This window comes from Actinorugispora endophytica (genome assembly GCF_004363075.1).
GTDB lineage: Bacteria > Actinomycetota > Actinomycetes > Streptosporangiales > Streptosporangiaceae > Actinorugispora > Actinorugispora endophytica.
In genome coordinates this window covers 286,437-311,153 of the sequence record NZ_SNYN01000002.1, presented here as the reverse complement: position 1 = coordinate 311,153, position 24,717 = coordinate 286,437, and the positions used below count along the sequence as shown (strand labels likewise).

The 24,717-nt window shown below is 69.3% G+C and carries 21 protein-coding genes; 10 read left to right on the top strand and 11 right to left on the bottom strand.

The annotated features are described in order from the left end of the window. Positions 1 to 120: 120 nt before the first annotated feature. Positions 121 to 1,818 (bottom strand): UvrD-helicase domain-containing protein, encoded by a 1,698-nt coding sequence (locus EV190_RS05885; RefSeq protein WP_133740410.1) that lies wholly within the window; start codon positions 1,816 to 1,818, stop codon positions 121 to 123. 54 nt (positions 1,819 to 1,872) lie between these two features. Further along, positions 1,873 to 3,693: an ATP-dependent nuclease gene (locus tag EV190_RS05880; RefSeq protein WP_166655389.1), complete on the bottom strand. Its 1,821-nt coding sequence runs from the start codon at positions 3,691 to 3,693 to the stop codon at positions 1,873 to 1,875. Positions 3,694 to 4,030: 337 nt separating this feature from the next. On the opposite strand from EV190_RS05880, the gene EV190_RS05875 reads away from it, so the two are divergent. Then, complete coding sequence (locus tag EV190_RS05875) at positions 4,031 to 4,681, top strand: HAD family hydrolase (protein ID WP_133740408.1); 651 nt, start codon at positions 4,031 to 4,033, stop codon at positions 4,679 to 4,681. Next, positions 4,587 to 5,546, top strand: coding sequence for an NAD(P)-dependent oxidoreductase (locus tag EV190_RS05870; RefSeq protein ID WP_341770521.1), 960 nt, complete (start codon positions 4,587 to 4,589; stop codon positions 5,544 to 5,546). The genes EV190_RS05875 and EV190_RS05870 overlap by 95 nt, the downstream gene beginning before the upstream one ends. A 63-nt stretch (positions 5,547 to 5,609) precedes the next feature. Here EV190_RS05870 and EV190_RS05865 read toward each other — a convergent pair whose 3' ends face one another. Both EV190_RS05865 and EV190_RS05860 read right to left on the bottom strand, forming a co-directional pair. Beyond that, complete coding sequence (locus EV190_RS05865) at positions 5,610 to 6,149, bottom strand: phosphotransferase-like protein (RefSeq protein WP_208113061.1); 540 nt, start codon at positions 6,147 to 6,149, stop codon at positions 5,610 to 5,612. A gap of 14 nt (positions 6,150 to 6,163) precedes the next feature. After that, positions 6,164 to 7,072, bottom strand: coding sequence for an AAA family ATPase (locus tag EV190_RS05860; RefSeq protein WP_243742379.1), 909 nt, complete (start codon positions 7,070 to 7,072; stop codon positions 6,164 to 6,166). Positions 7,073 to 7,402: 330 nt separating this feature from the next. Between EV190_RS05860 and EV190_RS05855 the strand changes: the two genes are divergently transcribed. Together EV190_RS05855 and EV190_RS05850 are read left to right on the top strand one after the other, a co-directional pair. After that, entirely contained in the window at positions 7,403 to 8,653 is a 1,251-nt protein-coding gene (locus EV190_RS05855; RefSeq protein ID WP_133740404.1) for a methionine adenosyltransferase, read from the top strand. 4 nt (positions 8,654 to 8,657) lie between these two features. Further along, positions 8,658 to 9,575: a sulfatase-like hydrolase/transferase gene (locus tag EV190_RS05850; RefSeq protein ID WP_133740403.1), complete on the top strand. Its 918-nt coding sequence runs from the start codon at positions 8,658 to 8,660 to the stop codon at positions 9,573 to 9,575. Between the two features lie 1,258 nt (positions 9,576 to 10,833). Here the strand turns inward: EV190_RS05850 and gltX are convergent. Then, a complete protein-coding gene (gltX, locus tag EV190_RS05845) occupies positions 10,834 to 12,249 on the bottom strand; it encodes a glutamate--tRNA ligase (RefSeq protein WP_133740402.1) in 1,416 nt (471 codons plus the stop codon). A 151-nt stretch (positions 12,250 to 12,400) separates the two neighbouring features. Then, positions 12,401 to 13,390 carry a glycoside hydrolase family 11 protein gene (locus EV190_RS05840; protein ID WP_133740401.1) on the bottom strand — a complete coding sequence of 330 codons (990 nt, stop codon included), beginning with the start codon at positions 13,388 to 13,390 and terminating at the stop codon, positions 12,401 to 12,403. Positions 13,391 to 13,862: 472 nt separating this feature from the next. Between EV190_RS05840 and EV190_RS05835 the strand changes: the two genes are divergently transcribed. Then, a complete protein-coding gene (locus EV190_RS05835) occupies positions 13,863 to 14,786 on the top strand; it encodes a CPBP family intramembrane glutamic endopeptidase (protein WP_133740400.1) in 924 nt (307 codons plus the stop codon). A gap of 58 nt (positions 14,787 to 14,844) precedes the next feature. Here the strand turns inward: EV190_RS05835 and EV190_RS05830 are convergent, their stop codons facing one another. The 3 genes from EV190_RS05830 to EV190_RS05820 form a co-directional block, all read right to left on the bottom strand. Beyond that, positions 14,845 to 15,342: a DUF2975 domain-containing protein gene (locus tag EV190_RS05830; protein ID WP_133740399.1), complete on the bottom strand. Its 498-nt coding sequence runs from the start codon at positions 15,340 to 15,342 to the stop codon at positions 14,845 to 14,847. A gap of 128 nt (positions 15,343 to 15,470) precedes the next feature. After that, positions 15,471 to 15,806: a hypothetical protein gene (locus EV190_RS05825; RefSeq protein WP_133740398.1), complete on the bottom strand. Its 336-nt coding sequence runs from the start codon at positions 15,804 to 15,806 to the stop codon at positions 15,471 to 15,473. Between the two features lie 47 nt (positions 15,807 to 15,853). Beyond that, positions 15,854 to 16,315, bottom strand: coding sequence for an ATP-binding protein (locus EV190_RS05820; RefSeq protein WP_133740397.1), 462 nt, complete (start codon positions 16,313 to 16,315; stop codon positions 15,854 to 15,856). A 285-nt stretch (positions 16,316 to 16,600) separates the two neighbouring features. Between EV190_RS05820 and EV190_RS05815 the strand changes: the two genes are divergently transcribed. The 5 genes from EV190_RS05815 (at position 16,601) to EV190_RS05795 (ending at position 22,341) form a co-directional block, all read left to right on the top strand. Further along, a complete protein-coding gene (locus EV190_RS05815) occupies positions 16,601 to 17,446 on the top strand; it encodes a helix-turn-helix domain-containing protein (RefSeq protein ID WP_133740396.1) in 846 nt (281 codons plus the stop codon). A gap of 11 nt (positions 17,447 to 17,457) precedes the next feature. After that, a complete protein-coding gene (locus tag EV190_RS05810; RefSeq protein WP_133740395.1) occupies positions 17,458 to 17,658 on the top strand; it encodes a DUF397 domain-containing protein in 201 nt (66 codons plus the stop codon). A 158-nt stretch (positions 17,659 to 17,816) separates the two neighbouring features. After that, positions 17,817 to 19,475 carry an N-6 DNA methylase gene (locus tag EV190_RS05805; RefSeq protein WP_133740394.1) on the top strand — a complete coding sequence of 553 codons (1,659 nt, stop codon included), beginning with the start codon at positions 17,817 to 17,819 and terminating at the stop codon, positions 19,473 to 19,475. 473 nt (positions 19,476 to 19,948) lie between these two features. Next, positions 19,949 to 21,631: a sigma-70 family RNA polymerase sigma factor gene (locus EV190_RS23945; RefSeq protein WP_243742378.1), complete on the top strand. Its 1,683-nt coding sequence runs from the start codon at positions 19,949 to 19,951 to the stop codon at positions 21,629 to 21,631. Between the two features lie 227 nt (positions 21,632 to 21,858). Continuing rightward, the gene (locus EV190_RS05795; RefSeq protein ID WP_133740393.1) at positions 21,859 to 22,341 is read left to right on the top strand and encodes a GNAT family N-acetyltransferase; all 483 of its coding nucleotides are present in this window, start codon (positions 21,859 to 21,861) and stop codon (positions 22,339 to 22,341) included. Between the two features lie 316 nt (positions 22,342 to 22,657). Here the strand turns inward: EV190_RS05795 and EV190_RS05790 are convergent, their stop codons facing one another. Next, on the bottom strand, positions 22,658 to 23,260 hold the full coding sequence (locus EV190_RS05790) for a sugar O-acetyltransferase (RefSeq protein WP_133740392.1): 603 nt from the start codon (positions 23,258 to 23,260) through the stop codon (positions 22,658 to 22,660). A gap of 491 nt (positions 23,261 to 23,751) precedes the next feature. Further along, positions 23,752 to 24,702: a D-alanine--D-alanine ligase family protein gene (locus EV190_RS05785; protein ID WP_133740391.1), complete on the bottom strand. Its 951-nt coding sequence runs from the start codon at positions 24,700 to 24,702 to the stop codon at positions 23,752 to 23,754. Between the last annotated feature and the right edge of the window lie 15 nt (positions 24,703 to 24,717).

The window sequence follows — 24,717 nt, the reverse complement described above, 5'->3', positions numbered from 1 at the left end:
GCCGATCGTGACCATACGGCGACCGTCGGGTCCTCGCGGTGATCTTGACCTTTCCGGGGTCTCAACCGCTTCCGAGACCCCGGAAAGGTCAAGATCACCGGGGAGAGGGCACGGTCGGGGTCAGGGGAGCACACGGCACGGGATACCGCGTTCCTCCAGGAAGGCCTCCACCAGCCGGACCTGCTCCTCACCCATCGCGAAGGCCAGGAGGCGGCGGGCGCGGGTGGCCGCGACGTAGAGGACGTTGCGCGCCTCCTCGTCCTTTCCTTTGACCGGTGTCCGGGCGAGCCACTGGCGGATGGTCTTCGCGGAGGAATCACCCTGTTTCCCCCGTTTCGGGACGACGATCAGCACCGCGTCCGCTTCCCCTCCTTTGGCCTGGTGGATCGTGGTGACCCGCCCTACTTCGACCTGGCTGGCGAGCGCGGCGACACCGTGTCCTCCGACTTCGCGGGCGGGCCTGGCATCCCTCTCCCACCAGGCGCCCGACCAGTCGGGAACGCCAACCGGGGAGGAGAGACCGGGACCGGGTCGGTACCGTTCGAACGCCTCCCGCGCACCGATCCGCCACTTCTCCGCCGGCTCGTCCAGGGACGGCAGATCCCGCAGCACCAGGGCCGTCGCCCGTGTCAGCCCTTCCCCGGTGACGCCGTGCTTCTCGCGCCTTTCCTCCTCAAGACGTTCGTCCGCCCCGTACCAGACGTCCAGGATGTTCTCCCGTATGATCCGGCGGGCCTTCTCCCGCTGCCTCCTCGGCGCAACCGGGGCACGGAGGACCCCGACCGCCCAGGCCATGCGGCCGAACGGGGACTCGGGCAAGCAGCTCGCGCCCGCCAACTCCACCGGCAGCGAGGCGCCGGCGTACGCGACGACGAGCCGTTCCGACTGCCGGATACCGAGCTTCCCCGCTTCGGCGCAGAAGGCCCGAACGTGGTCCACGCCCTGCTCCGGGAGGGGGATGAGGGTGATCGGCGTGCCGTCGTCCTGGTGCTGTCCGGTGGCGGTGTCGGGGCGGCTCCCACCGCTCGTACGCAGGGTCGCCGCGAGGTCGCAGATGGTCTGGCTGCTCCGCCAGTTGTGCCGCAGGCGCATGACCGGCGCGGACCGGAGAAGAGGAGGGACCTCCCGCAGCGCGCCCTTCTCGCGGAACCCGTAGATGCGTTGGTCGGGGTCTTCGACGAGCACCAGGGGAAGACCGCGTTCGCCCAGCGTCGCGAGGATGCCCAGGTCCTCGTTGGAGCAGTCCTGCGCCTCGTCGACTATCAGTTCGTCGAACCGGGCGGTGAGGAACCCCGTGATGCGGGAGCCCGTCCCCTCTTCGGCCAGCAGCCGCCGCGCGAGCTTTCTGACCTGGTCGCCGGTGAGGTAGCCCTTCCCAGCGAGGTCGGGATGGTCCCCGTATTCTTTTTCTCGGCCTTTCGGGTGGTCCCACCAGGACTCCAGGCGACGCCATGTCCTTCCCTCCTCCGGCAGCGTGCCCAGATACGGACGGACCAGGTGGAGCCAGAAGAACGTGTCAAGGGTGCCGATGAAGTTGGGGAATCCGGCGGACTCGGGGAGGCCCTGCTCTTGGCAGCGCCTGCGCAGCTCCCGTCCGGCCACCTTGGTGAAGGACACGATCGCGCGTCCCTTGCGCGGAGGGAGGGGGCGGGTCAGGTGCCGCTCCACGATGACGCGGGTCTTGCCCGCTCCGGGGCACGCCCGCACCAGGAGCGGGACACCGGGCCGCACATCCGTGTCGACCACCTCGCGCTGCGCGCGATACGCCTCGTCCTGACGGGGGTTTTGGCCGCCTTGGGTCCGTGTCTCAACGCTCATCGGCGGGGCCTTCCGTGATCCATTCGAGGGCGTTCCGGAAGTAGGCCGGGGCGATCAGCTGCTCGTCCTCGCCCCGCGCCGCCGAGGCCGCCAGAAGCTCCTGGACGAAGTCGCCCTTGCGGATTTCGCACGCGCCGAACAGGAACGGAGCTTCCGCTCCCGCGACTCGGTGATCTTCTCCGCCCAGCCCTTCGGAAGGCTCTCCGTCTCCCCCTCCCAGGAGTCGGAGCGAAGGAACCTCCAATCCCGGTCCCCCTTTTTTCCTGACCGCTGGTTCTTCCACGCCTCCTCCAACAGCGGGACATTGCGTTCGTCGGCGTTCAGCAGTTCGGGCTCCAGCGTGGTCTCGTTGGAGAAGACCTCGGCCGCGTCAGCGGCGCCCAGGTCGCTGATCTGCTTACGGAGGTCTCCGGGGCGGTCGGTCTTCCTTTTCTCGTCCAGGCCGTGGAAGTCCCCGTCGGTGATGACCGCCACCCGCTGCGCGATCCGGTTGCCGTTGCTGTCAGCGGCCAACAGCACGTGGAGGTACGGCTTGAAATCGACGCCGTCGATGGGGATCACGGCGGTGCCCCGGAAACGCTGCAGGCGCTCTCCCGTGAAGAGCCGCTGGGCGAAGGCGGGGGCGAGGATCGCCTCGCCGATGCCCTCGACGAGGAGGACCCGGGGACCGAAGAGCATGGTGCTGCGGGTGGCGTTGAGGTAGCGCCGGACCTTGTTGAGGGTCTTCGCGTCCAGGCCGAGGTTCCGGACGGCGATGGCCCGTGTCCGGTTCTCCCTGGGAGCGACCGTGCCCGCGTGCTTGTGCCGTTGGAGTACCACCAGGTTCTCCGGGGCGACAGCGGTGGCGATGTGCGGCGAGTGGGTGGTGACCACGATCTGGATCCGGCCGAGCCACGCCTCTCCCTCCACCCGGCGCTCGCGGCTCCGGGCGGCCTCCTCCTCCAGGTATCCCATGAGGATCGTCTGGAGCTGCGGGTGCAGGTGGGCTTCGGGCTCCTCCACCAGCAGCAGGGTGAGGTCGGCTTCGGCGGCCTTCTGGAGCTGGATGAAGACGGTCGCCATGAACAGCAGGTTGGCGTAGCCCAGGCCGCTCTGGGCGAGGTCCTGCGGTTTCAGTCCGGCCTCGTCCAAACGCAGGCGCAGTGCCCGGGTCACCGAGTGGACGGTGGCGTCCGCGAACCCGATCCCCGCCTTCTGCGCGTGGGCTCCAGCGGTGAGCAGGTCGAGTTGCCCTTGGACGGCCTGCACCGCGGCGGCCAGTCGGGGAGTCTTCTCAACCTCACTGAAACCGGTTCTCACCTGGGCCACGAACTCGTCCCGGTCCGACTGCTCCTTCAGCAGGCTCTCCACGACGTATCGAATGCGGCTTCCCGTATGGGAGGCGAGTTCGCGCTGGGCGTCACGAAGAGGCGGCAGGTACAGGTGGCGGATGCGCCCGCGGGCGGCCGGTTCGGGATCGCGGTCCGTGGTGTCCGTGTCACCGGCCCGCCAGGTGCTCTCTCCTCGTTGCGAGCCGAAGGACGGCGGTGTGTAGGTGAGGTGGTATCCGAGGGACTTCAGGTCCGCGTTCAACGCCTGGCTGTAGACAGCGAGGTCGCCTTCGTCAGCGGACGTATAGCGCCCCGAGATCCGGATGTCCCGGGAACACCCGTCATGGTGCGCCTCTTCCGGGCATCCGTCTCGATGGAGGTCCTCTGCCCTGAAGTAGAGATCGCGCTTGCCGTCCAGAGGGGCGGTGAGGAGCCGGACCGCGTCCATGACGTTGGACTTGCCTGCGTTGTTCTCCCCCACCAGGACCGTCACGCCCGGTTGGAGGTCGATGACGGCGTCGGCCAGTGACCGGAAGCCGTTGATACGAAGCTGCTGGAGATACACGTTCGCCTTCTCACGTCGGCCGGAGGGGCGGCATCGGCCGCCTGCTCCCGAACGGGAGCGCACACCGGCGCTGTCTCGCGACAATCACGTACAGCACTCACAGTTGACCATTAATCGAAAACTGAGTCAACATACAAGTTGACCTTCATACCGTTTGCATATTGAAGATGAAGGAAACACTTCGAAAGAGTATTTTTGACACGTTTGAGAAGAACGCGAAGTTCATCCTCGGTGGTTTGAGAAGCAAGGGCGCGACAGCGGCTGATGGCGGGCTCTCACAGCCCCGGGATACCGAGCCCCTACCATCAGGAAGCGAACACATTTCAGGAGACCTCGGATGCGACCCGCAGCACTGTTCGACCTGGACGACACCCTTATCGACCGAAGAACCGCCCTTGATACAAGCGTCGCGGCCTTCTGTGACCTACATGGTCTGAACACCGGCGCCCGGACGTGGCTACTCGCCGCTCTTGAAGACCGGGCCACCCCTGAACACTTCGCGCCCCTGTCCCAGCGGTACGGACTCGCGATGGCCCAGCAGGACCTGTGGACGGACTATCGCCGGATAATGGCACGGTCGGTCGCCTGTTTCCCGGGCGTTCTCGATGGGCTGGGAGAACTACGGAGCGCGGGGTGGGCCGTAGGTGTGCTCACCAACGGAGCCTCGGACATCCAGCGCGCGAAACTGCGTTCGGCGGGGCTCTCCCACCTCGTGGACGCGGTGGCCGTCTCCGGGGAGACGGGAATCCGCAAGCCCGCCGTCGAAGCCTTCCATACGGCCATGCGCAGTCTTGAAGCCAGGGGAAGAAGCCCCGGCTGGATGGTCGGAGACGGACCGGTGAATGACATCCGGGGTGGATGCGCTTCGGGCCTGCGGACCGTCTGGGTCAGTCATGGCCGCTCCTGGCCCGGGAAACACACCGTTCCGGACCGAATCGCAGCCGATACCCGGTCCGCCATCAGCACTCTTCTCTCCGCAAGCGCATAGCCCGTTGGAAGGTCGAATGAGTCCCCCTGAACCGACCATCGGACTGCTGCACCCCGGAAGCATGGGAGCCGCAGTCGGAGCACAGCTACGGAGACGGGGCCACACTGTGCTGTGGTGCGTCGAGGGCCGCAGCGAAAGGACACGGCTCCGCGCCCGTGAGGCCGGCCTACTCCCCGGCACGGACTTCTCCTCACTGCTCGGCCAGGCCGATGTGGTCATCTCGCTGTGTCCACCCGCCGCAGCCGAAGACGTCGCCCGGAAAGTGGCCGCACACGGTTTCAGCGGCGATGTCTACCTGGAGGCGAACGCGGTCACACCGGAGAAGGTCCGCTCCGTCAGTCGCCTTCTGCCAACCACGACGGTGGTTGACGGGGCTGTGATCGGCTCTCCTCCGGCCAACGGCAAACGACCCTCGCTCTATCTGTCCGGTGATCCGGTGAAGACGGCCTCAGTGAAGGCACTTTTCTCAGGAACGGACGTGAAACCACTGGTGGTCGGAGACCTGCCAGGGCAGGCATCGGCCCTCAAACTGTCCTACTCCAGTTTCCAGAAGGCCTCACGTGTTCTCGCCGCTCTCGCCTACGCGCTGGCTGCCGAGCACGGGGTGGAGGCCGAACTTCTCGATGTCGCCCGGAAACGCTCCGGCAGCTACCTGGCCGAAACCGATTACATCCCCATAACCGCGGCACGCGCCTGGAGATGGGGGCCAGAGCTCTTGGAAGCAGCGGACCTGCTGGCTGAGGCCTCTCTACCCGACGAGGTGATGCGTGCGGCAGCCTCCGCGCTCTCGAACTGGGAGGAGTGCAAGGACCAGGCGGATCTGTCGCTCACACAGGCGATCGCCGCGTTGCGAACAGGTATTTGACCGGCGAAGTTCGGCCAGATACCGATACCGGGCCCTCTGCGAACGGACAACAGACGCGGAACGCTAGAACCGGAGGTGGCCGAGGTGGCTGTCGATCGCTTTGGCCGCCTCATCGGGGGAAAGAGCGTTTGTATGCAGTCTCAGGTCCCATACGGTGTCAGGATGAGCGGCGAGGTCTTCCTCCGTGGCTTCCCAGGCTGCCAGTCTTGCCGGGGTATCCGTGTCCCCGCGCTCGATGGAGCGTATCCGGGTGACCTCACGCGGGCACCGCAGAAGCACTGTGCACCATCGAACCGGGTAGCCCTCGACCACGGCTTGAACCCCGCGAAGCTGGCCAAGGTGTAGAACCGGGATGCCTCCCGTGCGGAACACCGCGTCGAGCTCTGGCCGGTCAATGACATAGACGTTGCCGTAGCGCTCATTGGAGTAGATCACCGCGTCGGATTCCACCAACTCCGCGTGAACTCTCGCGGAGCCGATACGGTATCCCGTTGTCCTTCCCGAACCGATCTTCAAACGGCGGAAGAGCGCGTACCGGGTATCCAGAGCGGACAGCGCGGCGGTAATCGTGTCCTTGCCCGCGGCTGGCGGCCCGTACAGCACGACACCCCTTCGCATCAGGAGACCGCTCCGAGCATCCGCTGAACCTGATCGGTGAGGGAGACGGCCGATCCCATCCGGTTGTCGACGACCAGGTGCGGGACCGCCGGACGTAGGCCGATGTCAACGGTGGCGGCGTAGTCCTCCCAGTTCTGCAGTTTCCAGGAGTCACGCGCGGCGGACCGGAACCCGATGTACTCACGCATCGTCTCCAGGTCGCAGTCGATCCAGACCACGGACACCTTCACCCCGCGAGCCTCGAACCGGTTGGCCATCCGGCGCATCCAGCCGGGGTCCGTCAGCTCGGCGATGAACGGAGCCGTCAGTACCGTGCTGATGCCGCAGTCCAGGTTGGCATAGGCCGCTTCCAGCAGACACCGGTACTCCAGTGGGCGGACTTTCGTCCAGTAGAGGTCCGTGTGCCGGTCATGCGCATCGCTTCCCAAGGCGATGAGCAACTGCTCGACCAGCGGGCGGGTGACGGGGTCCTTGTCCAGGACGGGCCATCCGGTGAGCTGGGACAGAAACCGGCCGAACTCCGACTTACCACTGCCCGCGTAACCTCCGATGATCACCAGTAGCGGGCTGCCGGTCAGATCACCTCCGGCCTGGCGATGACTCCAGGCGCGCAGGATCCGTTCACGCAGTTCCCGTCCGTTCGCGTCCACGTCATTGAACGCGATCCGAGACAGCACATCCTCCACCGCCTTGGAGCGGTCTCCGTTCCCCGACCGGATTGGCAGGAAATCCATGGGTGTCTGCTCACCGGGCAGCGCGTTGCGAAAGCCGAGCTCTGGCTCGCTCATCGCGTAGAGAAGGCAGTAGGCCCGACGATAGTGCGGCCCCGGGTAGACCTCTCCCTGCTCGTGCTGCCACAGCGTCTGGAAGTTCGCCGCCGGGACCGTGACTCCTGCTGCCTCGGCCACCGCGCGCAGAGTCTCCCCAGCCGACTCGAGAGTCAGGCCGTGTGCTTCACGCTGCTCCCTGAGCTTCTCCGGCCGCCATCCCGTGCGAGCTCTCGCCACGTCGCCGTCCGCCCGTCCCCGCTCCGCCATGAACGCGACCCTAAGTCTGCACGTCGCGGGACCATGTGTAAACGGATGTTGAAAAATCACGAGGCCCCTCACTGAACAAGAGCGGAAAGCCCACGTGATACCGCTTCCACCCCATCGAAGGTGTCATGGATCACACACGACCAGCGCATTCCCTCCGCCTCTTCGAGGCCTCGGGACTCTCCCACCCCCAGGAGCCTGTGCATGCGTACAACTCTCAGCAGCGGCCTCAATCTCTCCCGGCCAGACCTCGGTTTCAACGTGGTCGAGCGCAAAGGGATCGGCCACCCCGACTCTCTCGCCGACCTCATCGCCGAGGAGTTCTCCCGGCGTTACTCGCTTCTTGGAGTCGATCGGTTCGGAGCCGTCCCCAACCACTGGGTCGACAAGGTCGCCCTGGTCGGCGCCGAAGCCGTGGTCGGTTTCGGGCGCTATACGATTCACAAGCCTGTCAGCGTCTACCTGTTCGGCAAGGTGACGCCTTCGGTCGGCGGTGAGGTGATACCGGTCGAGGAGTTGTTCCGCACCGTCGTCGAAGACGTACTGCACAGTGCCACCGGCAGTAGCCCCCTCCTGCGGCACTTACGGACACGGGTGGAGAACACCGCAGGCGTCGGCGCGGATCATCCGGTCTCCTTCTATCGTCCGGACACTGCGGCGGACTGCGTGATTCCACAGGCCAGCGCGCACGCCAATGACACCGCGTTCTGCAGCGCCTACGCCCCTGCGGACCCCCTCGACCTGCTGGCGATCGACCTCGAGAACCACATCAACGGTCCAGCCTTCTCCACACTGTTCCCGGCGGTCGGCTCCGACGTGAAAGTCATGCTCACCCGCGCCGAGACAGTCCTCGACGCGACCGTGTGCCTTCCGGTGCATCCGAAGGCGATCAGCTCCCACAGCCAATACGCGGACGTGGTAACCCAGGCCAAGCAGCGGATCGACGCATTCATCAGCGGCCACTCCACCGTCCGTCGGCATCACTGGAAGACGAGCTTGACGCTCAACAGCAAGGACCGCGGCCGGAGCGCCTACCTTGCGCCGTTCGGCACCTCTCTCGGCAAGGGCGACTGCGGGCTCGTAGGACGTGGGAACAAGGCCAACGGAGTCATCTCCGCCAACTACGGATCCGGAGTGGAGGCGCTCGCGGGAAAGAATCCGATCCACCACACCGGCAAGCTCTACACCCTGGTCGCCGCCCGTATCGCCGATCAGGTCTTCACCCGTCTCGGGCTTCCCAACGAGACGGTCCTGGTCTCCCGCAACGGTGATCGTCTCACCGAGCCTTCCTTCGTCGGTGTCCGCCTGGCTCAGTCGGTGGCCCTCAGAGAGCGGCAGAGCATCGAGGAGATCACCGGGGCGTGCCTGAGCGAGCTTCACCTTCTCTCCCAGAAGCTGCTGACCGTGCGTCCCATCGACCGCTTCCGTACCCCTTCCCTGGTCCTGGAGGTGTGAGGAGATGCAAGGCGTCGATCTCGTCGATCGCGATGTCCTACTCATCACCCTGGACTCGTGCCGCTACGACGTCGCGGCGGACGCGAACACCCCTCATCTGTCCAGGCTCGGCCCCCTGCTCCGAGCCGAGAGTCCGGGAACCTACACACTTCCCGCCCATGCCGCCCTGTTCAATGGCTTTCTCCCCCGCCCTGCCTCCGGGCGCTTCCTCCTGTCCGGCAAGCCGGTGGAGATGATCTGGCGATCCGCTGCGGCCCGCCCGACCGGGGGCTCCGTCGCGGTGACGTTCACCGGTCCCACTCTGATGGAGCACTACGTCGAACGCGGCCATCGCGTCATCGGAGCCGGCGGCGTCACCTTCTTCGATCCTGCCGACACCGCCAACAGCTTGCCGAAACCGTTCCCCGAGTTTCACTACTTCGGACGTTCTTCCCGTGCCCTTTCCAACCTCGACAGCCGTGTTGCCGACCGCGCCGACACGCTGCCTCTCACCCACGTCGAAACACTGGCGGACAGGTGCGCGGACGCCGACCACTTCTTCCTGTTCGTCAACTGCTCAAGCACACACATCCCCTACACCACGCCCAACAGCCCTCTTACCGAGCAGACCTCGGACGCCCTCCGCCGCTTGTACCGCCTGCACGACACCAAAGTCCCATGGCCAGCCGGACCTCCCCCACTTTCGCGCGACGATGTCCGTCATCTTCTGGACATGCAGCGTCGGGCCTTGGAGTGGGCCGACCACCAACTCGGTCGTCTCTTCGCCCGGTTGGCGACGCGGAGGCCGCTCGTGGTGGTGTGCGCCGACCACGGTGAGGAGTTCGGTGAGAGCGGCCGGTACGGGCACGGCCATCCCCACTCATCGGTCTCCACCGTCCCACTCTGGTGCGGGCTCCTGGATCCCGAGGAGTACTCGGGATGACGAACAGGGCTTGGTACACCCATCCCACGGTTGCCGCAACGGCTTCGGGCGAGATCCGCACCCGGCTGGGGATCGCCCCCAACCACGCCTCGTTCCGCGTCGGTGTGCTCCGCACTCATCTGCTCACCTCGCTACTGGCGTACACCGCCGCAGAATTCCTCGGTACATCGGCTCTGGTCCGGATCCGGTGGGACGACACCGACGCAGCCCGAAGCGACGACGCTCACCGGGCCCGATTGCTCGGCGAGGTCCAACGGGTCGCGCAGATCCCTGTCCACTCAGGGGAGCAGGATCTCAGGCAAAGCCTGCGCGGCTCCCGCTACAACGAGGCACTGCGAACACTCGCGAAGCAAGGGGTTCTGGCCTCCCGCCGGGGTGTCCCATGCCTCGATATCGCAGCCGTGGACCGCCTCATGGCCGAACACGGACGCACCCCCGAGGAACTGGCAGCCTCGGTAATGGTGAACGCTCGGAAGGCCCACGCACCGACACAGGACTTCGTTCCCTTGACTCGCGCTGACGGGCGCGCGCTGTGGCACCTGGCGACTGTCGTCGACGACATCGACCAGCGGACAACGCTGATCGTCCGCGGCAGAGACAAAATAAACGCCACCACTGTGCAGGTACGCCTCCACTGGGCTCTGACCTCCGGGGGAGCACCACCGGCTCATGTGTTCCTCCCACGGTTGCTCGACGAGCACGGCAGCGCGTCCCGTATCGTCCATCTCCTCGATTCGGGAATTCGGCCGGCTGCAATCCGCTGGTTCCTGGCCGAGCCCTATCTGGGAACAGTTCCGGCGACGCTTCCGGAAACCTTTGCCGACTTGGTTTCCCAGGCCTGTCATGTGCTACCGAAGCACGGCGACAGTCGCTTCGACGAGCGACGTCTGGCATCCCTGGACCGTAAGATCTCGGCTGTACTGTCTCCAGCGGTGTGCGCCTGCGAGCTACGTGATAACGGGGCCTCGGGCCCCGCACACACCATCGAATGGGTCGCCACCCACTACCGCAGACCACTCCCGCAGCAACTCCGGCTCTGCCAAGCACTCACTCGACCTCAGATCGATCACGAACCGCCCCCCGAACAGGCGGAGGAAGCACTGCGCTGGCTTGACGCCTGGACCGGGGGAACCACCCAGGACACACCGCCGCAAGCGGTCCGATGGGTTCTCACCGGCCGAACCGATGGTCCTGGTATCGACGAACTACTGGCGGTCCTGCCCGGGGCGCTCGTCCCGGGCAGGATCGCGGCGGCGCGTCAGGCGGTCAGCCTGGCCAACGCCGAGCGCAGCCGCCGCACGGTGCGGTCGCGGCCCAGCAGCTCCAGCGACTCGAACAGCGGGAGTCCGACGGTGCGGCCGGTGACGGCGACCCGCACCGGGGCCTGAGCCTTGCCCAGTTTGAGCCCCTGGGCGGCGCCGGCCTCCTCCAACGCGTTCTTGAGGGGGTCAGTTTCCCAGGCCAGGGCCTGGTCAGTAAAACGCTCCAGCGCGGCGGTGAGCATCGGTACGGCCACGTCCGGCTTCATGGCCTTGGTCCAGCTCCTGTCGTCGAGGACCGGTTCGTCCAGGAAAAGGAAGTCGACGTTGGGCACGATCTCGCCGAGCACCGCGATACGGCTCTGGGCCAACGGCGCGATCGCGCTGAACACGGCCTCGTCGTAGTCGTCCGCCTTCCAGGGAACGTTCTCGGCGCGCAGGTAGGGGGCGCACCTCCGGGCGAAATCCTCTGGGTCGAGGGCGCGGATGTACTCGCCGTTGAACGCGCGCAGCTTCTTCTCGTCGAAGAAGGCCGGTGAGGAGTTGACGTCGGCCAGGTCGAACAACGGGACCATCGCGTCGAACGGCATGATCTCCCGGTCGTCGCCGGGGGACCAGCCCAGCAGCATCAGGTAGTTGACCATGGCCTCGGGCAGGAAGCCCTCGGCCCGGTAGGACTCCATCGCGACCTTGTCGCGGCGCTTGGACAGCTTCTGCCGCTTCTCGTTGACCAGCACCGGGGCGTGCGCCCACACCGGCGGGGTGTGACCGAGCGCCTCCCACAGCAGCTGCTGCTTGGGGGTGTTGGACAGGTGCTCCTCGCCGCGGATGACGTGGGTGATGCCCATCTCCACGTCGTCGACCACGTTGGCGAGCACGAACAGCGGTGAGCCGTCGCCACGGGCGATCACGAAGTCCTCGAGCGCCTCGTGCGGGAACTCCACCCGGCCGCGGATCCGGTCCTCGATCACGGTCGGGCCGCCCTCGGGAATCCGGAAACGCAGCGCGCGGCCGGAAGCGGGGGCCAGGTCGCGATCGCGGCAGAACCCGTCATAGCCCAGGTTCGGGTTGTCCCGGCGCTCCTGGACCTGCTCGCGGGTGCAGTCGCAGTAGTAGGCCAGGCCCTTCTCAAACAGGCGTCGCGCGGCCTCGGTGTGCTTGTCGAGGTAGTCGCTCTGCGAGTACGGGCCCTCGTACTTCTCGGCGTCCACACCGAGCCAGGCCATGGCCGAGAGGATGCCCTCGGTCCACTCGGGGCGGGACCGGGCGGCGTCGGTGTCCTCGATCCGCAGCACCAGGGCTCCGCCCGATTGTCGCGCGACCACCCAGTTCAGCAGCAGCGACCGGGCGTTCCCCACGTGGAACATGCCGGTCGGCGACGGAGCGAACCTGGTACGCGTCGAGGAGTCAGTCACCCCACAGATCCTAGCGGCGGCCTTTACGTCAGCGGTCGTATCGGGCCGGGGGCCGGCCGACAGATCGCGGTGATCTTGACCTTTTCGGGGTCTCGGAAGCGGTTGAGACCCCGGAAAGGTCAAGATCAGCGGGGAGAGGGCACGGTCGGGGTCAGTTGGCGCTGCAGGAGACCGTGGGCCAGGTCCAGTTGCCGTTGTGCTCGATGGTGGCGCCCCAGTTGTTGCCGTTGCCGTTGGGGCGGGCGGTCAGCACCTGGGAGCTCGGGTAACTAGCGCTGACGTTCCAGGTGGACAGGATCCGGGCCGGGGACGGCACGTTCATCGTCACGATCCAGTCGCTCGAACCGCTGACCGAGACGTCGAGGTTGTAGCGGTCGCCCCACTGCTGCCCCGCGGACAGCGTCGCGGTGCAGCCGCCGGGGTTGCCCGGGTTTCCGGGGTTGCCGCCGCCGGAGCCGCCCACCGTGATGGCGGAGTTCCCGCTGCTCTGGTAGCCCTCCGTCGCCATGATCATGTAGTCGTGGCCGCCCAGGTTCATCCCGTGGCGGGCCCACGCGTCGAAGTGGTTGCCCGAGGTGATGGTCCCGCCGGTCCTCCTCGACTGGCGGACGCTCCAGTACTGGTCGAAGGTCCGGATGCCCTCGATCGAGGGCGCGTTGACCCGCGTCGTCTTGTAGATGTCGTACGTGCCGCCGTCGGTGGTGACCGTGCCCCTGTACTCGCCCGTGGGCCGGTAGGTGCCCCAGTTGTCGACGATGTAGTACTCCACGAGCGGGTTCCTGGTCCACCCGTAGAGGGTCAGGTACGCGTTGCCGGACGGGTTGAAGCTGCCCGAGTAGTCCACGGTCCGGGGCCCGCCGGTCCTCCATCCCGTACCGGCGACGAAGTTCCCGGTGTCGCGCCACGAGGTGCTGTAGCCGCCGCCGGACCCCAGTTCCATGGAGACCGTTCCGGGGGCGTCGGTCCAGAACGAGTAGAAGTAGCCGTTGCTGGTTCCGGTCTGGTTGGAGGTGATGGCCGCGTGGGCGGTGCCGGGCAGCATCAGCGTGGCCGCGACCAGCGCCAGGACGGCGGCGGCGCAGCGGGTGAGGAGGGCGCGGCCGCGTCTGCGGCCCTTCGGAGGGGCGGGGGCGTCGTTCATGTGCGTGCTTCCTTCTCCGTGAAGGCTGGTGGGGGCCAGGCAGCGTGACACGACCCGGCGGGGCTGCCGACGGCAGGAGGGGCGAGCCGCGGTGAGCGACCCGGTTTGACGGAGGGTGAGCCCTGTCGGTGCCGACAGTGTTCGTCCGACTCCATAGGGCTGTCAATAGTTTTCGGAAAAAATACGAAAACTTTATGCCAACCAGGGTTTTCCCAATGAGGCATCTCCCCTGGTGAATGGCGTATTTATTTAGACAGCCCCGAGTTCGGCCAACGAGAACCTCGACTTCGGAACCAGAAGCGGACCACTACTTCCGAAACGTTTCGGGAATTCCGCGCAGCCGGGTCGCCACCGGCGGCCGCCGTCGGCAGGTGGCGGCGTGACCGTTCTCGTACCGGCCGCGGTGACGGGCGGCCGCGGACCGTGGCATCGTCATGTGTCCGACAGCGCGGCGACACGACGGAGGAAGCGGATGACCCACGCCGACGAGCGGGCGGCCCCGCACCGGGATCCGGGGATCGTGTCCCTCCTCCTGCGCGTCGCCCTTCCCGTCGGCGTCCTCGGCGCCGGACTGCTCACCGCGACCGCGCTCGGCGGCGACGCCCCGGTGACCGAGGTCCGGACACTCGTCCTGCGCGCCGTCGGCGGCGCCGCCGTCTCCGTCGCCGCCGTCGCGGTGATCGTCGTCCTGGCGCGCTTCGCCCACCGGCGGCCGCTGCGGCACTTCGGGCTCACCCCGCCCCGCGACGCCTGGCGCGCGCTCCTGAGCGGCGCGCTGGCCTGGCTCGTCCCCGCCTCCACCGCGTTCGCGGTCCTCGCGCTCTTCGGCGCGCCGCTCACCGCGACCGCCCCGGGGCCGGAGTTCGCCGGCACCGCGTTCCTCCTGCTACTCGCCGTGCTGCTCAGCGAGGCCGTCCCCGAGGAGATCGTCTTCCGCGGCTACGTCACCGGCGCGCTCGGCGAGCGGCTGCCCGACTGGTGGACGATCCTCGCGCAGTCCGCCCTCTTCACCGGGTTCGCCCTGCTGCTGCGCGGATACAGCGGCCTCGCCGACCTCACGATGTTCGCCGCGATGGGCATCGGGCTCGGCTACCTGCGCCTGGCCACCGGATCGGTCTGGACGACCGTCGGGTTCCACACCGCCTTCCAGACCGGCTCCCAACTCGTCCTCACCCACGGGGTGCTGGACTTCGCCGGTCCCCCGCCGCTCGCGCTGCTCGCCCTCGGCACCGCGCCGTTCGCCGTCGGCGCGGTCCTCGTCTCGATGCTCGCCCCCGCGTACCCGCAGCTGTTCGCCCGACGGCGCCAGCGGCCACCACGGACGCCCACCGGCCGCGCGGGCCCCTGCGATGATCTCGACGCCGACGCCCCCGAAACGGACGTCACGGGGCACTGACGTCGAGATCGTCAACGGTCGTCGTCGGGCGCCCGGCGCAGGAGGACGACGATCGCCGTCAGACCACCTCGGACATCTCTGTCTGCAGGTCCGTCGCCTTGCGCAGGAGGCCGCGCATGAGCACGAGCAGCATCGCGAACGACACCCCCACGCAGGTGGTCACGAACGCGGTGCCCAGCGTGCCGACCGCCTCCATGGCGCCGTTGCGGAAGGGGATGTCGGCCACGGCGAGGTGTGCCGTGGCCCCGGCCGCGAGCAGCGTCGCCACGACCGTGGAGCCGATGATGACGTCCACCCAGAGGAAGGCCCGGGAGCTGAAGGCCGCGTCGCGGCGGAACATGGGGAGCAGCATCCACACCGCGACGAGGGCGACCTGGACGCAGGCGACGCCGGCGATCGCCACCGCCACGTAGGGGGCGGCGTACGGCTCGTACGGCGGGAACCGGACGACCTCGTCGGCCGCCGTCACGGGGATGACCACGAACTGGCCGAAGAAGCCCACGAGGATCACCATGACGGCGGCGACGCGGAGGGAGAAGATGAAGTATCGATCCATCTATCGATTATCAATGGTTTTCGATCGATAATCAATAGGTGTGCGCGGTTCTCGCCGTGACCGTGATGCCGACGCTCCAAGAACCACGGCTCTGGAACACCGACGCCACGGCCACCGCCGGGGCGGGGTCAGGGGCCGTCGGTGCCGTAGACGACGGTGCGGGTCTCCAGCAGGACCGCGCCCTCGGGGAGCGGGTCGGGGGCGTCGGGGTCGATGACGCGGACCCAGACGTCGGTGTCGGGCGAGTACAGGTCGTGGCGCTCCAGGGCCTCCCACAGGTCGTACGGGAGGACGGCGGTGGCGCAGGCGCAGGCCCCCGTGATCGCGGGCCGCAGCGGCGAGCGGCGCCCCGCGAGGCTCAGCCCGTGGTCGTCGGGCTCACCGCCTTTGAGCACCTGCACCAGGGAGACGGACACGGTGACCCCCTCGGGGATCGCAGCGGATTCGGGCTCGGACACGGTCATGGCGGAACTCCTTCACGGAACGGGGAGCGGAGCGGGACCGGCGGAGGTCAGGCGGCCTGGGCCGGGGCTGCCGGGGGCGTGCCGCCGGGGTCCGGGCCGGGGTCGGGCTGCCAGGTGAGGGTGAAGAAGACGCCGTGCTCCAGCGCCAGCGGCCCCCACTCGGCGGCGAACGCGCGCACCAGGGCCAGGCCCCGCCCGTTCTCCTCGTCGGGGGCGGCCCGGCGGGCCCGGGGCGCGGAGAGGGCGTCGTAGGGGCGGCGGTTCCGCGCCTCGACCCGGACCCTGCCGGGGTCCACGCGCACGGAGAGGGAGAACGACCGGCCGGGCCGGCCGCTGTGGGTGTGCTGGATGGCGTTGGCGGCGCATTCGGACACCAGCAGCGCGGCGGCGTCCCGCACGTCGTCGGGAACGTGCGTCTCGGGGGTGTGGCCCAGGACCCCGGACAGCCAGCGCCGGGCGGCACCGACCTGCTCGGGGGCCCCCACGAACGCGGTGGCGAACGTGGTCACGAGGTCACCGCCGCGCGGACGAGCGCCAGAACGTACAGCCGGACGCGGGAAGCCCTACGCGGACGGGGTTCCGTGCCCGGGGCACGGCGGGGGGTAGCCTTACTCATCGAGTCTCCACCTGGTCTCTCAGGTCGGGGACTAAGGCCCTGATCGGTGTGTCCTCACTGGTCAGGGCCGTTTTCGTTGGGATATGGCGGCGACACACTCCAGCCATAGTTAGAGTATGACTATGCGTCATCTACTTGGCAAGCCTAACTGGCAACTCTAATTTGTTGGGATAAGCCCATGTCAACCTCCCCTACCGTTGCCCAATGGCAGCTTGCACGCGAGCTCCAGAAGCTACGGGAACAACGAGCCCCCCTCACCGTCACCGATGTAGCCAAGATCCTTGAAGTGACCGTCTCGACAGTGAGCCGCTGGGAGGCCGCACAGCGCGTTCCCCGAGAGAAGGAACTGCGACAGCTGGCCAAACACTACGGACTCCCCGCACAGGAGGCCGAAGCGCTGCTCCAACTTCGCCGCCAAGCGGGCAAACGTGGCTGGTGGCAGTCCTACGACTTAGAACAGCGCTACGGCACCTTCATCGGCCTCGAAGCGAGCGCGACAGAGATCGAGGCGTACGCCAGCACCATGGTGACGGGCTTACTCCAGACGGAACGCTACGCCCGCGCCATCATCACAGGGGTCAACAGCACTATTGCTTCCGATGACCTTGAGCGCCAGATGGAAGTCCGGCGCGAACGCATCAATCAGGCGTTTTCGGAAGACGGCCCGGATCTGTGGGTGATCATGGGCGAGACAGCAACCCGCCAGCAGGTCGGCGGCGCTGAGGTGATGCGTGACCAGATCACTCACCTTCAAGAGCTGTCCACACACCCAAAGGTCACGCTCCAGGTGATTCCGTATATCGCAGGGGCTCATATCGGGATGCTGATACCGACCTTCATGATCTTGAAACTGCCCAAATCCGGACTTTCGACCGTATACATGGAGGGATACCGGAGTAACCTCTTCCTGGACAGCCCTCAGGATCTGGCCAACCACGAAGCGATCTTCAACCAGCTCCGGCTTGTGGGGATCGGCGGTGACATGCTGCGGAACCTGCTGTCCGGTATCCGCAAAGAGTTCTAGAAGGACAAGCGATGACGCCACAGACCACAACGAACGCGGCGAACTGGAGAAAGTCCAGCTACAGCGCCGATCAGACCGCGTGTGTGGAGGTGGCGGACTGGGAGATGGGCGCGACGATACGCGACACCCAGAACCGGGAGCTGGGACAGCTCGGATTCCCCACCCAGGCGTGGGTGTCTTTCCTCACCGAGGTGAAGTCGGGACGTCTGTAGCAACGACGATGATCGTGACACCAGCGTCCTGAGAACCGCGATCTTGGAACGCTGGCGTCACGGTCATCGCCGGTCCGGTCCGATTGGGACCTGACGCCGTTGACAACGCGCACAGACTCCACCCCTTGGGTTTACAGCCGACCGTGTACTGTGCATGCATGCAGAACACCGCTCGGAACAGCGACGAGCAGCACGTCACCGCCGCCGACATCGCCCGGCTCGCGGGAGTCACCCGGGCCGCCGTGTCCAACTGGCGCAGGCGCCACGACGACTTCCCCTCCCCCGCCGCCGGGACGAAGGCCAGCCCCCTCTTCGCGCTGTCGGAGGTCCGTGCCTGGCTCGACTCCCAGCACAAGGGCGTGGAGGAGTCCGGCGAGGTCCGGCTGTGGCAGGCGCTGCGCGGCGAGCACCCCGAGACCATGGTCCGGGGCGTCGCCGACGTGGCCGAGGCGCTGCGCGGCGAAGGCCCGGCGGAACCCGCCGCCCCGTCGGTCCGGGCCGCCCTGCGGCTCGCCGAGGAGACCTCGCCCGCGCGGGTCGTGGCCGCCCTCCTCGCCCGCCTGCTGGCCTCCCCCCAGCGCGCCGACGCCGAGACCTCGTCGACGCCCCGCCTGGCCCGGGCCGTCGCCCGCTTCACCGGGGCGGACGCCGCCACGGTGTTCGACCCCGCCTGCGGCGTCGGCTCCCTCCTGCTCGCGGCGGGGAGCCCCGACGCGCGGCGGACCGGCCAGGAGATCGACCCGGACGCGGCCAGGCTCACCCGGCTCAGGGCCGCGATGGAGTGCTCCGCCGAGGTGGAGGTCCGCGCCGGCGACTCGCTGCGCGCCGACCGGTGGCCGGGCCACCAGGCCGAACTGGTGGTGTGCGACCCTCCCACCCCCACCACCGACTGGGGCCGCGAGGAGCTCCTGCTGGACCCCCGCTGGGAGCTGGCGCTGCCGCCCAGGGCCGAGAGCGAACTCGCCTGGCTCCAGCACGCCTACGCCCACACCGCGCCCGGCGGCCGCGCCGCCGTCGTCATGTCCACGTCGGCCGCCTACCGCCGCACCGGCCGCCGGATCCGCGCCGACCTGGTGCGGCGCGGCCTCCTGACCGAGGTCGTCGCCCTGCCCGCCGGGATGGCGTCCACCCACACCCAGCCGGTGCACCTGTGGCTGCTGCGGCGGCCCGCCGCGCCGTCGGAGGCGGTCTCCTCCGTGCGGATGACGGACCTGTCCTCGGCCGACCCCGACGGCCCCCTGGAACCGGGGGAGCACCAGCGGGCCGACGTTCCGCTGATCGACCTCCTCGACGACCAGGTGGACCTCGCCCCGCCCCACCACGTCGCCCCGGCGCCCCCGGACCACCCGGCCGACTACGCGGCCGCGCGCGCCGACCTGCGCGACGTTCTCGACGCGCTGGCCCGGGGCCTGCCCCCGCTCGACGGCGCCCCCCGGGACCTCGGCGGCGCCCAGGCCCGGGTCGCCGACCTGATCGACGGCGGACTGGTCGAGGTGGACGGGGCCGCGCTGCGGTCGGCGAGCGACCTCCTGGACACCGACTACCTCAACGGCTTCCTGCGCGGCGCGGCCAACACCCGCCGCTCCACCAGCGCCAGCGGCACCTTCCAGGCCGACGCCCGGTCCGCGCGCGTCCCGCAGATGGACATCGACGCGCAGCGCCGCTACGGGGCCGCGTTCCGCGCCCTGGACGACTTCGAGCAGCAGGCCAGGCGGCTGTCCGAACTGGCCGCCCGCGCGGCCGGCCTGGCCAGGGACGGCCTCACCACCGGCGCCCTGGCCCCGGCCGACCCGTCGGAACCACCCGGGGAGCGCTGAGAGACCCCTCGACCTGCGGATACGCCACCCAGGGAGCGTTGAGGGAGGAAAGGCGTGTGCCGGGGGCGCGTCCACCCCCCTCTCCGTGGACGCGCCCCCGGCCGCGCGGGGAACACCCCCGCGTTCCCCGCGCGCCGACCGGCCCTCTGCCTCCCTCTCTCCTGGCCGGGAAGCCGGTGAGCGGCGCGGTCGGTGTTCCGGGCCGGACCGGTTCCCCCGCCCCTCAACGGAGTCCCCGGTCGGCCCGGACGTCGGCGACGCGGCCCCTCCTCCCACGGAAACGGGTCCGCGTCACCGCCCTCACCCCTGAACACTGGGATAAGCGGTGTTCATGACGCCGAATACGAGTATTTTTCTGGAAGGTGTCCGCCGCCCCCTCGGGCGACCTCTCCGAGGGGGCGGCGGGCCCGGTCACCCTCCCCCGCTCACGGCACCGGCCGACAGCGGTGACCCCTCGTCGGAAGGCACTGGCAATGACTGACGCGCGGCGCGATGACGCTGAGGCCCCGCCCGGTGACGACCGGTTGGTCTCGGCTGTCCGCAGAGGCGACGGCGACGCCTACGCCCTCCTCTACGAACGGCACGCCGCCGCGGCCCGGGGACTGGCCCGCCAACTGGTCCGGGGCGAGGCCGAGGTGGACGACGTCGTCTCCGAGGCGTTCGCCGGGATCCTTGAGGCCGTGCGGAAGGGCGGCGGTCCCCGGCACGGCTTCCGCGCCTACCTGCTGGCGTCGGTGCGCAACGCCTGCCACGACCGGTGCCGCGCCGAGCGGCGGCAGGTCACCACCGACGACATGGAGAGCCTCGACCGGGACACGCCCTTCGTCGATCCCGCCGTGGAAGGCCTGGAGCGCTCCTTCGTCGCCCGCGCGTTCCTCTCCCTGCCCCAGCGCTGGCAGGCGGTCCTCTGGCACACCGAGATCGAGGGGGAGAAGCCCGCGGCGGTCGCGGAGGTGCTGGGGATGAGCCCCAACAGCGTCGCGGCCCTCGCCTACCGGGCCAGGGAGGGGCTGCGCCAGGCGTATCTCCAGACGCACCTCGCCGAGGGCTCGTTCACCGAGTCCTGCCGGCCGACGCTGGAGGGCCTCGGCGCGTACGTGCGCGGCGGGCTGGCCAAACGCGACAGGACGAGAGTGGAGCGGCACCTGGGCGACTGCGCGGACTGCCGCGCCGTCCGGGCCGAGCTCGCGGAGGTCAACGTCGGCCTGCGCGGGGTCGTCGCCCCGCTCCTCATCGGCCCGGCCGCGGCGGACTACCTCGCCGCGCTCTCCGGCGGCGGGCCGCTCCGGGGCCTCTGGGGGTCCCTGGCCGAGCGCCCGCAGCAGGCCGCGACGGAGGGGGGCGGCACCGTCGCCATGGCCGCCGCCTCCGTGGCGCTGGCGCTGGTCGGCGTCCCGATGGTCCCCTCGCTCGACCCGCGCATTCCGCCGGCCGCGGCGGATTCGGCCGCCGTCCAGGGCCAGGGCGGCCCCGGAGACCCCCGGTCCACTCCGGGCGCCTCCCCTGCTTCGGCCCCGCTCACCCCGGTGTCGTCCTCCGTCCGGTTCGGGGAGCGGCAGGGTTCTTCCCCGCTCACGCCCGACCCGGCCTTCGGGCCGCCGGAGGCCCAGGTGCCCGCCCAGGCCGCGCGGAGGCGGTGCCTGGCCGTCGGGGCTCCCCCCGAGGACGGCCCCTCCGAGACCAGGGGGACGCCGGCCTCGACGTGGTGGCGGCTGCCCGTGGTCCCGGTCTTCCCGGAGGGCCGGGGCCCGGGGGGCCTCCGCGACACCGAGTGCGAGTGGACCGACCCGGAGGGGGCGGAGGGCTCCGGGGCGGACTCCCCGGGCGCCTCCGGGGCCGCCTCCGGGGCCGCCTCCGGGGCCGCCTCCGGCGGCGGCTCCGGCGGCCCGGCCGCCCGCCCCGCCGGAGCGTCCGCGGGCAACGGGGGGAACGCCGCGCCCCCCGCCTCGTCGAACGCCTCCTCCGGGGGAGCCGCCCCCGGTCCGGCCCGGAACCCTTCGCGCGGCCCGGCGGCCGGGAACTCCGGAAACGCCGGGGATCCGGGGTCCCCCGGGAACGCGGGGCCCCCCGGGAGCGCGGGGAACTCCGGGAGCGCGGGGAACTCCGGGAACCGGCGGGGGGACCCGTCCGGCGGGAACGGGCGGAGGCCCCGGTGAGAACAGGGCCCGCGTCCGGGGCGCGGCCTCCGTCGGCGAGCGGCCGCGACCGGCGCCTCCGGGACGCGCCCCGGAGGCTATGATGCGGACTATGGAGTGCTTCGCCGCCTGGCGCACCCGCCGCTGAGGGCCCTGCTCACCGCCGATCCCGTCGGCCGGGAGCGGGCCGGCCCACGCCCTTCCCCCTGCCCGGGGGACCAGGCCCTCAGCCCGAAAGGCGCACTCCCATGCTCATCCGCGCGTTCGTCCGGCACGACCTGGCGCCGCTCACCGAACTGACCATCGAGACCTTCCGCCCGTTCTACGAGGACGTCTTCCGGCCCCTGGTCGGCGAGGTCGTCTTCGCCAACCAGCACGGCGACTGGCGCGGCGACTACCGCAGGCAGGTCGCCGGGCTCCACGCGCCCGAGCGGCACGCGTACGTCGCCGTCGCCGAGGCGGAAGGCCGCATCGCGGGCTACGTGGCGTGGAGCGTCGACCCGGCCCGCCGCAACGGCGTCATCACGATCCTCGCCGTCTCGGCCGGGCACCGCCGGCACCACGTGGGCTCCGCCCTGTGCGAGCACGCCTTCGAGGAGATGCGTGCCCTCGGGGCCGAGGCGGTCGAGATCGGCACCGGAGGAGACCCCTTCCACGCGCCCGCCAGGGCCCTGTACGAGAGCCTCGGGTGCACCCCGCTCCCGGTCGCCGTCTACTACCGGCGGCTCTGAGCCGGGGCCTCGCCGGAGCCGGTGCGGGCCGTCCCGCCCGCTGAACCGGATGAGGCCGTCTATGGGGGTTCCGGCGCGGGGGTGGTTCGGCGTGCCGGTGCTTCGGAGGCTTTTCGGCCTCACGCCACGCGGAGCACGGGGTTACGGCGGCCGGCGACGGCGGGTGCCGGTCGGGGCCGCGCCCATGATGTCCGTTGCGTGAGGGGTTCGTTGACGGTCTTGGGCTTTCTGCCCTTCCCGGCCCCGAAACGGGCAGAAAGCCCACGACCGTCAACAAAACCACCGGTGCGCGAATCACCCCCGCGCCGGAGCCTCCCTACTGTCCGGCGAGGCGGGTGGTGAGGTCCTCATCCGTGATGTCGCGGACCACGCGGCAGGGGGTTCCGAGTGCGATGGTCATCGGGGGGATGCTACGGCTGACGACGCTGCCGGCACCGATGACCGATCCGTATCCGATACGGACACCGGGCAGGACCACCACATTGCTGCCGATCCACACTTTGTCCTCGATCACGATCGGTTCGGAGAACCGCCCGAAGTCGGCTCGCCGCGAGGGATGCACCGGGTGCCCCGTCGTCGTCAGCGTCACACTGGGGGCGATCATGACGCCGTCGCCTATCCGGATGGCCACGTCGTCGACGCACGTCAGGTTCACGTTCCCGAAGAAGTCGTCGCCGATGTGGGTGTTGCTGCCGAACGCCGCGTGGAACGGCGGCAGCAGCACCACGCGTTCACCGACCGAGCCGAGGATCTCGGCGAGCAGCGACCGACGCCTCTCCGCCTCGCGCGGGGGTGTGTGGTTGTACTCGAAGATCTGCTCCGTCCGGCGCCCGAAGGCAAGAAAAGCCGTTTCCGACTCGGTGTAGACGAGCCCGCGGGCGATCCGGGCGCGCACTTCCTCGTCATGCGCATCAGCCACAGGAGGCGGTCCCTTCATTCAATTCCTCGGGCACAGGCTCGACGCTCCTGGCCGCCAGGGCACTCGGAAGCCTATATGTACGCATCGCCGCCGATGCGGGACCTGAAGGAGGAAACGTCAACGTCACCGCACCGGGTCAACCGGCCGACTCCGGTTCGGCGGCCCGCTGCGCGTACCCCCGGCGATCACCCCCAGCTGGCCGGTTCCCCGGCAGAGGACGACGAGCGGAGGCTGGGGCCGCGTTGAGAGCCCCGGTTCGCGGTCCTCCCCGGGGCCCCTGTTGATGATCTTGCTGTTTCCCCCCGAAATCAAGGATTCCGGGGGGAACAGCAAGACCACCGGACAGAAACCACGCGAAACGGACATCGTGGGCGCGACCTCGCCCCTCACCCGCCATCGCCGCCCGCCGTCACCTCGCGTTCCGCGTGGCGTGGAGCCGAACGACCCACCCGAAGCACCGGTGCGCGAAACACCCCCGCGCCGGAGGTTCCCTAACCGCGCAGCAGTGCCCGGTGGGCCAGTTCGCGGCAGACGATCGCGAAGTCCATGCCGGCGGCCTCCACGGCCAGGGGCAGGGTGGAGGTCTCGGTCATGCCCGGGGAGACGTTGACCTCCAGGAAGTGCACGCGGCCGGAGTCGTCCACGATGAGGTCGGTGCGCGAGACGTCCCGCAGACCCAGGGCCCGGTGCGCGGTGACGGCCGCCTCCGCGGCGGCCTTCGCCGCCTCGGGGGTCAGGCGGGCCGGACTGAAGAACTCGGTGCGGCCCGCGGTGTACCGGGCGGTGTAGTCGTAGACGCCGCCGTCCGGGACGATCTCCACGGCGGGCAGCGCCACCGGGCCGTCGCCCATGTCGAGCACGCCCACCGCGATCTCGGTGCCCGAGACCTGCTCCTCGATCAGCGCGGTGTCGCTGTAGGCGAAGCAGCTGACCAGTGCCGCGGGGAGCTCGGACGCGGTGGCCACGGCGCTCGCGCCGAACGCGGACCCGCCCTGGTCGGGCTTGACGAACAGCGGCAGGCCCAGGGCCGCCACGATCCGCTCCAGCACCGCCGGCGCCCCCAGGTCGTGGAAGAGCGCCTTGGGCAGGGCCAGTCCGCGCGGGACCGCGACGCCCTCCCGCGCGAGCAGGGTCTTGGCGATGGGCTTGGCGTAGGCGATCCGGCACGCCTCGGGGCGGGCGCCCACGTACGGGATTCCGGACAGCTCCAGGACCTCGCGAATCGCGCCGTCCTCGCCCGAGGTGCCGTGCAGGACCGGGAACACCACCTGCGGCGGGTCCGTGGTCAGGGTGTTGACGAGCCCCGACCCGGCGTCGCCGATCTGCACCTCCACCCCGAGGCGGCGCAGCGCGTCGGCGACGCGCCGACCCGAGCGCACCGACACCTCGTGCTCGGGCGTCAACCCTCCGGCCAGCACGAGCACCCGGTTAAGGTCGGCCACGGTCCTGCCCTCTTT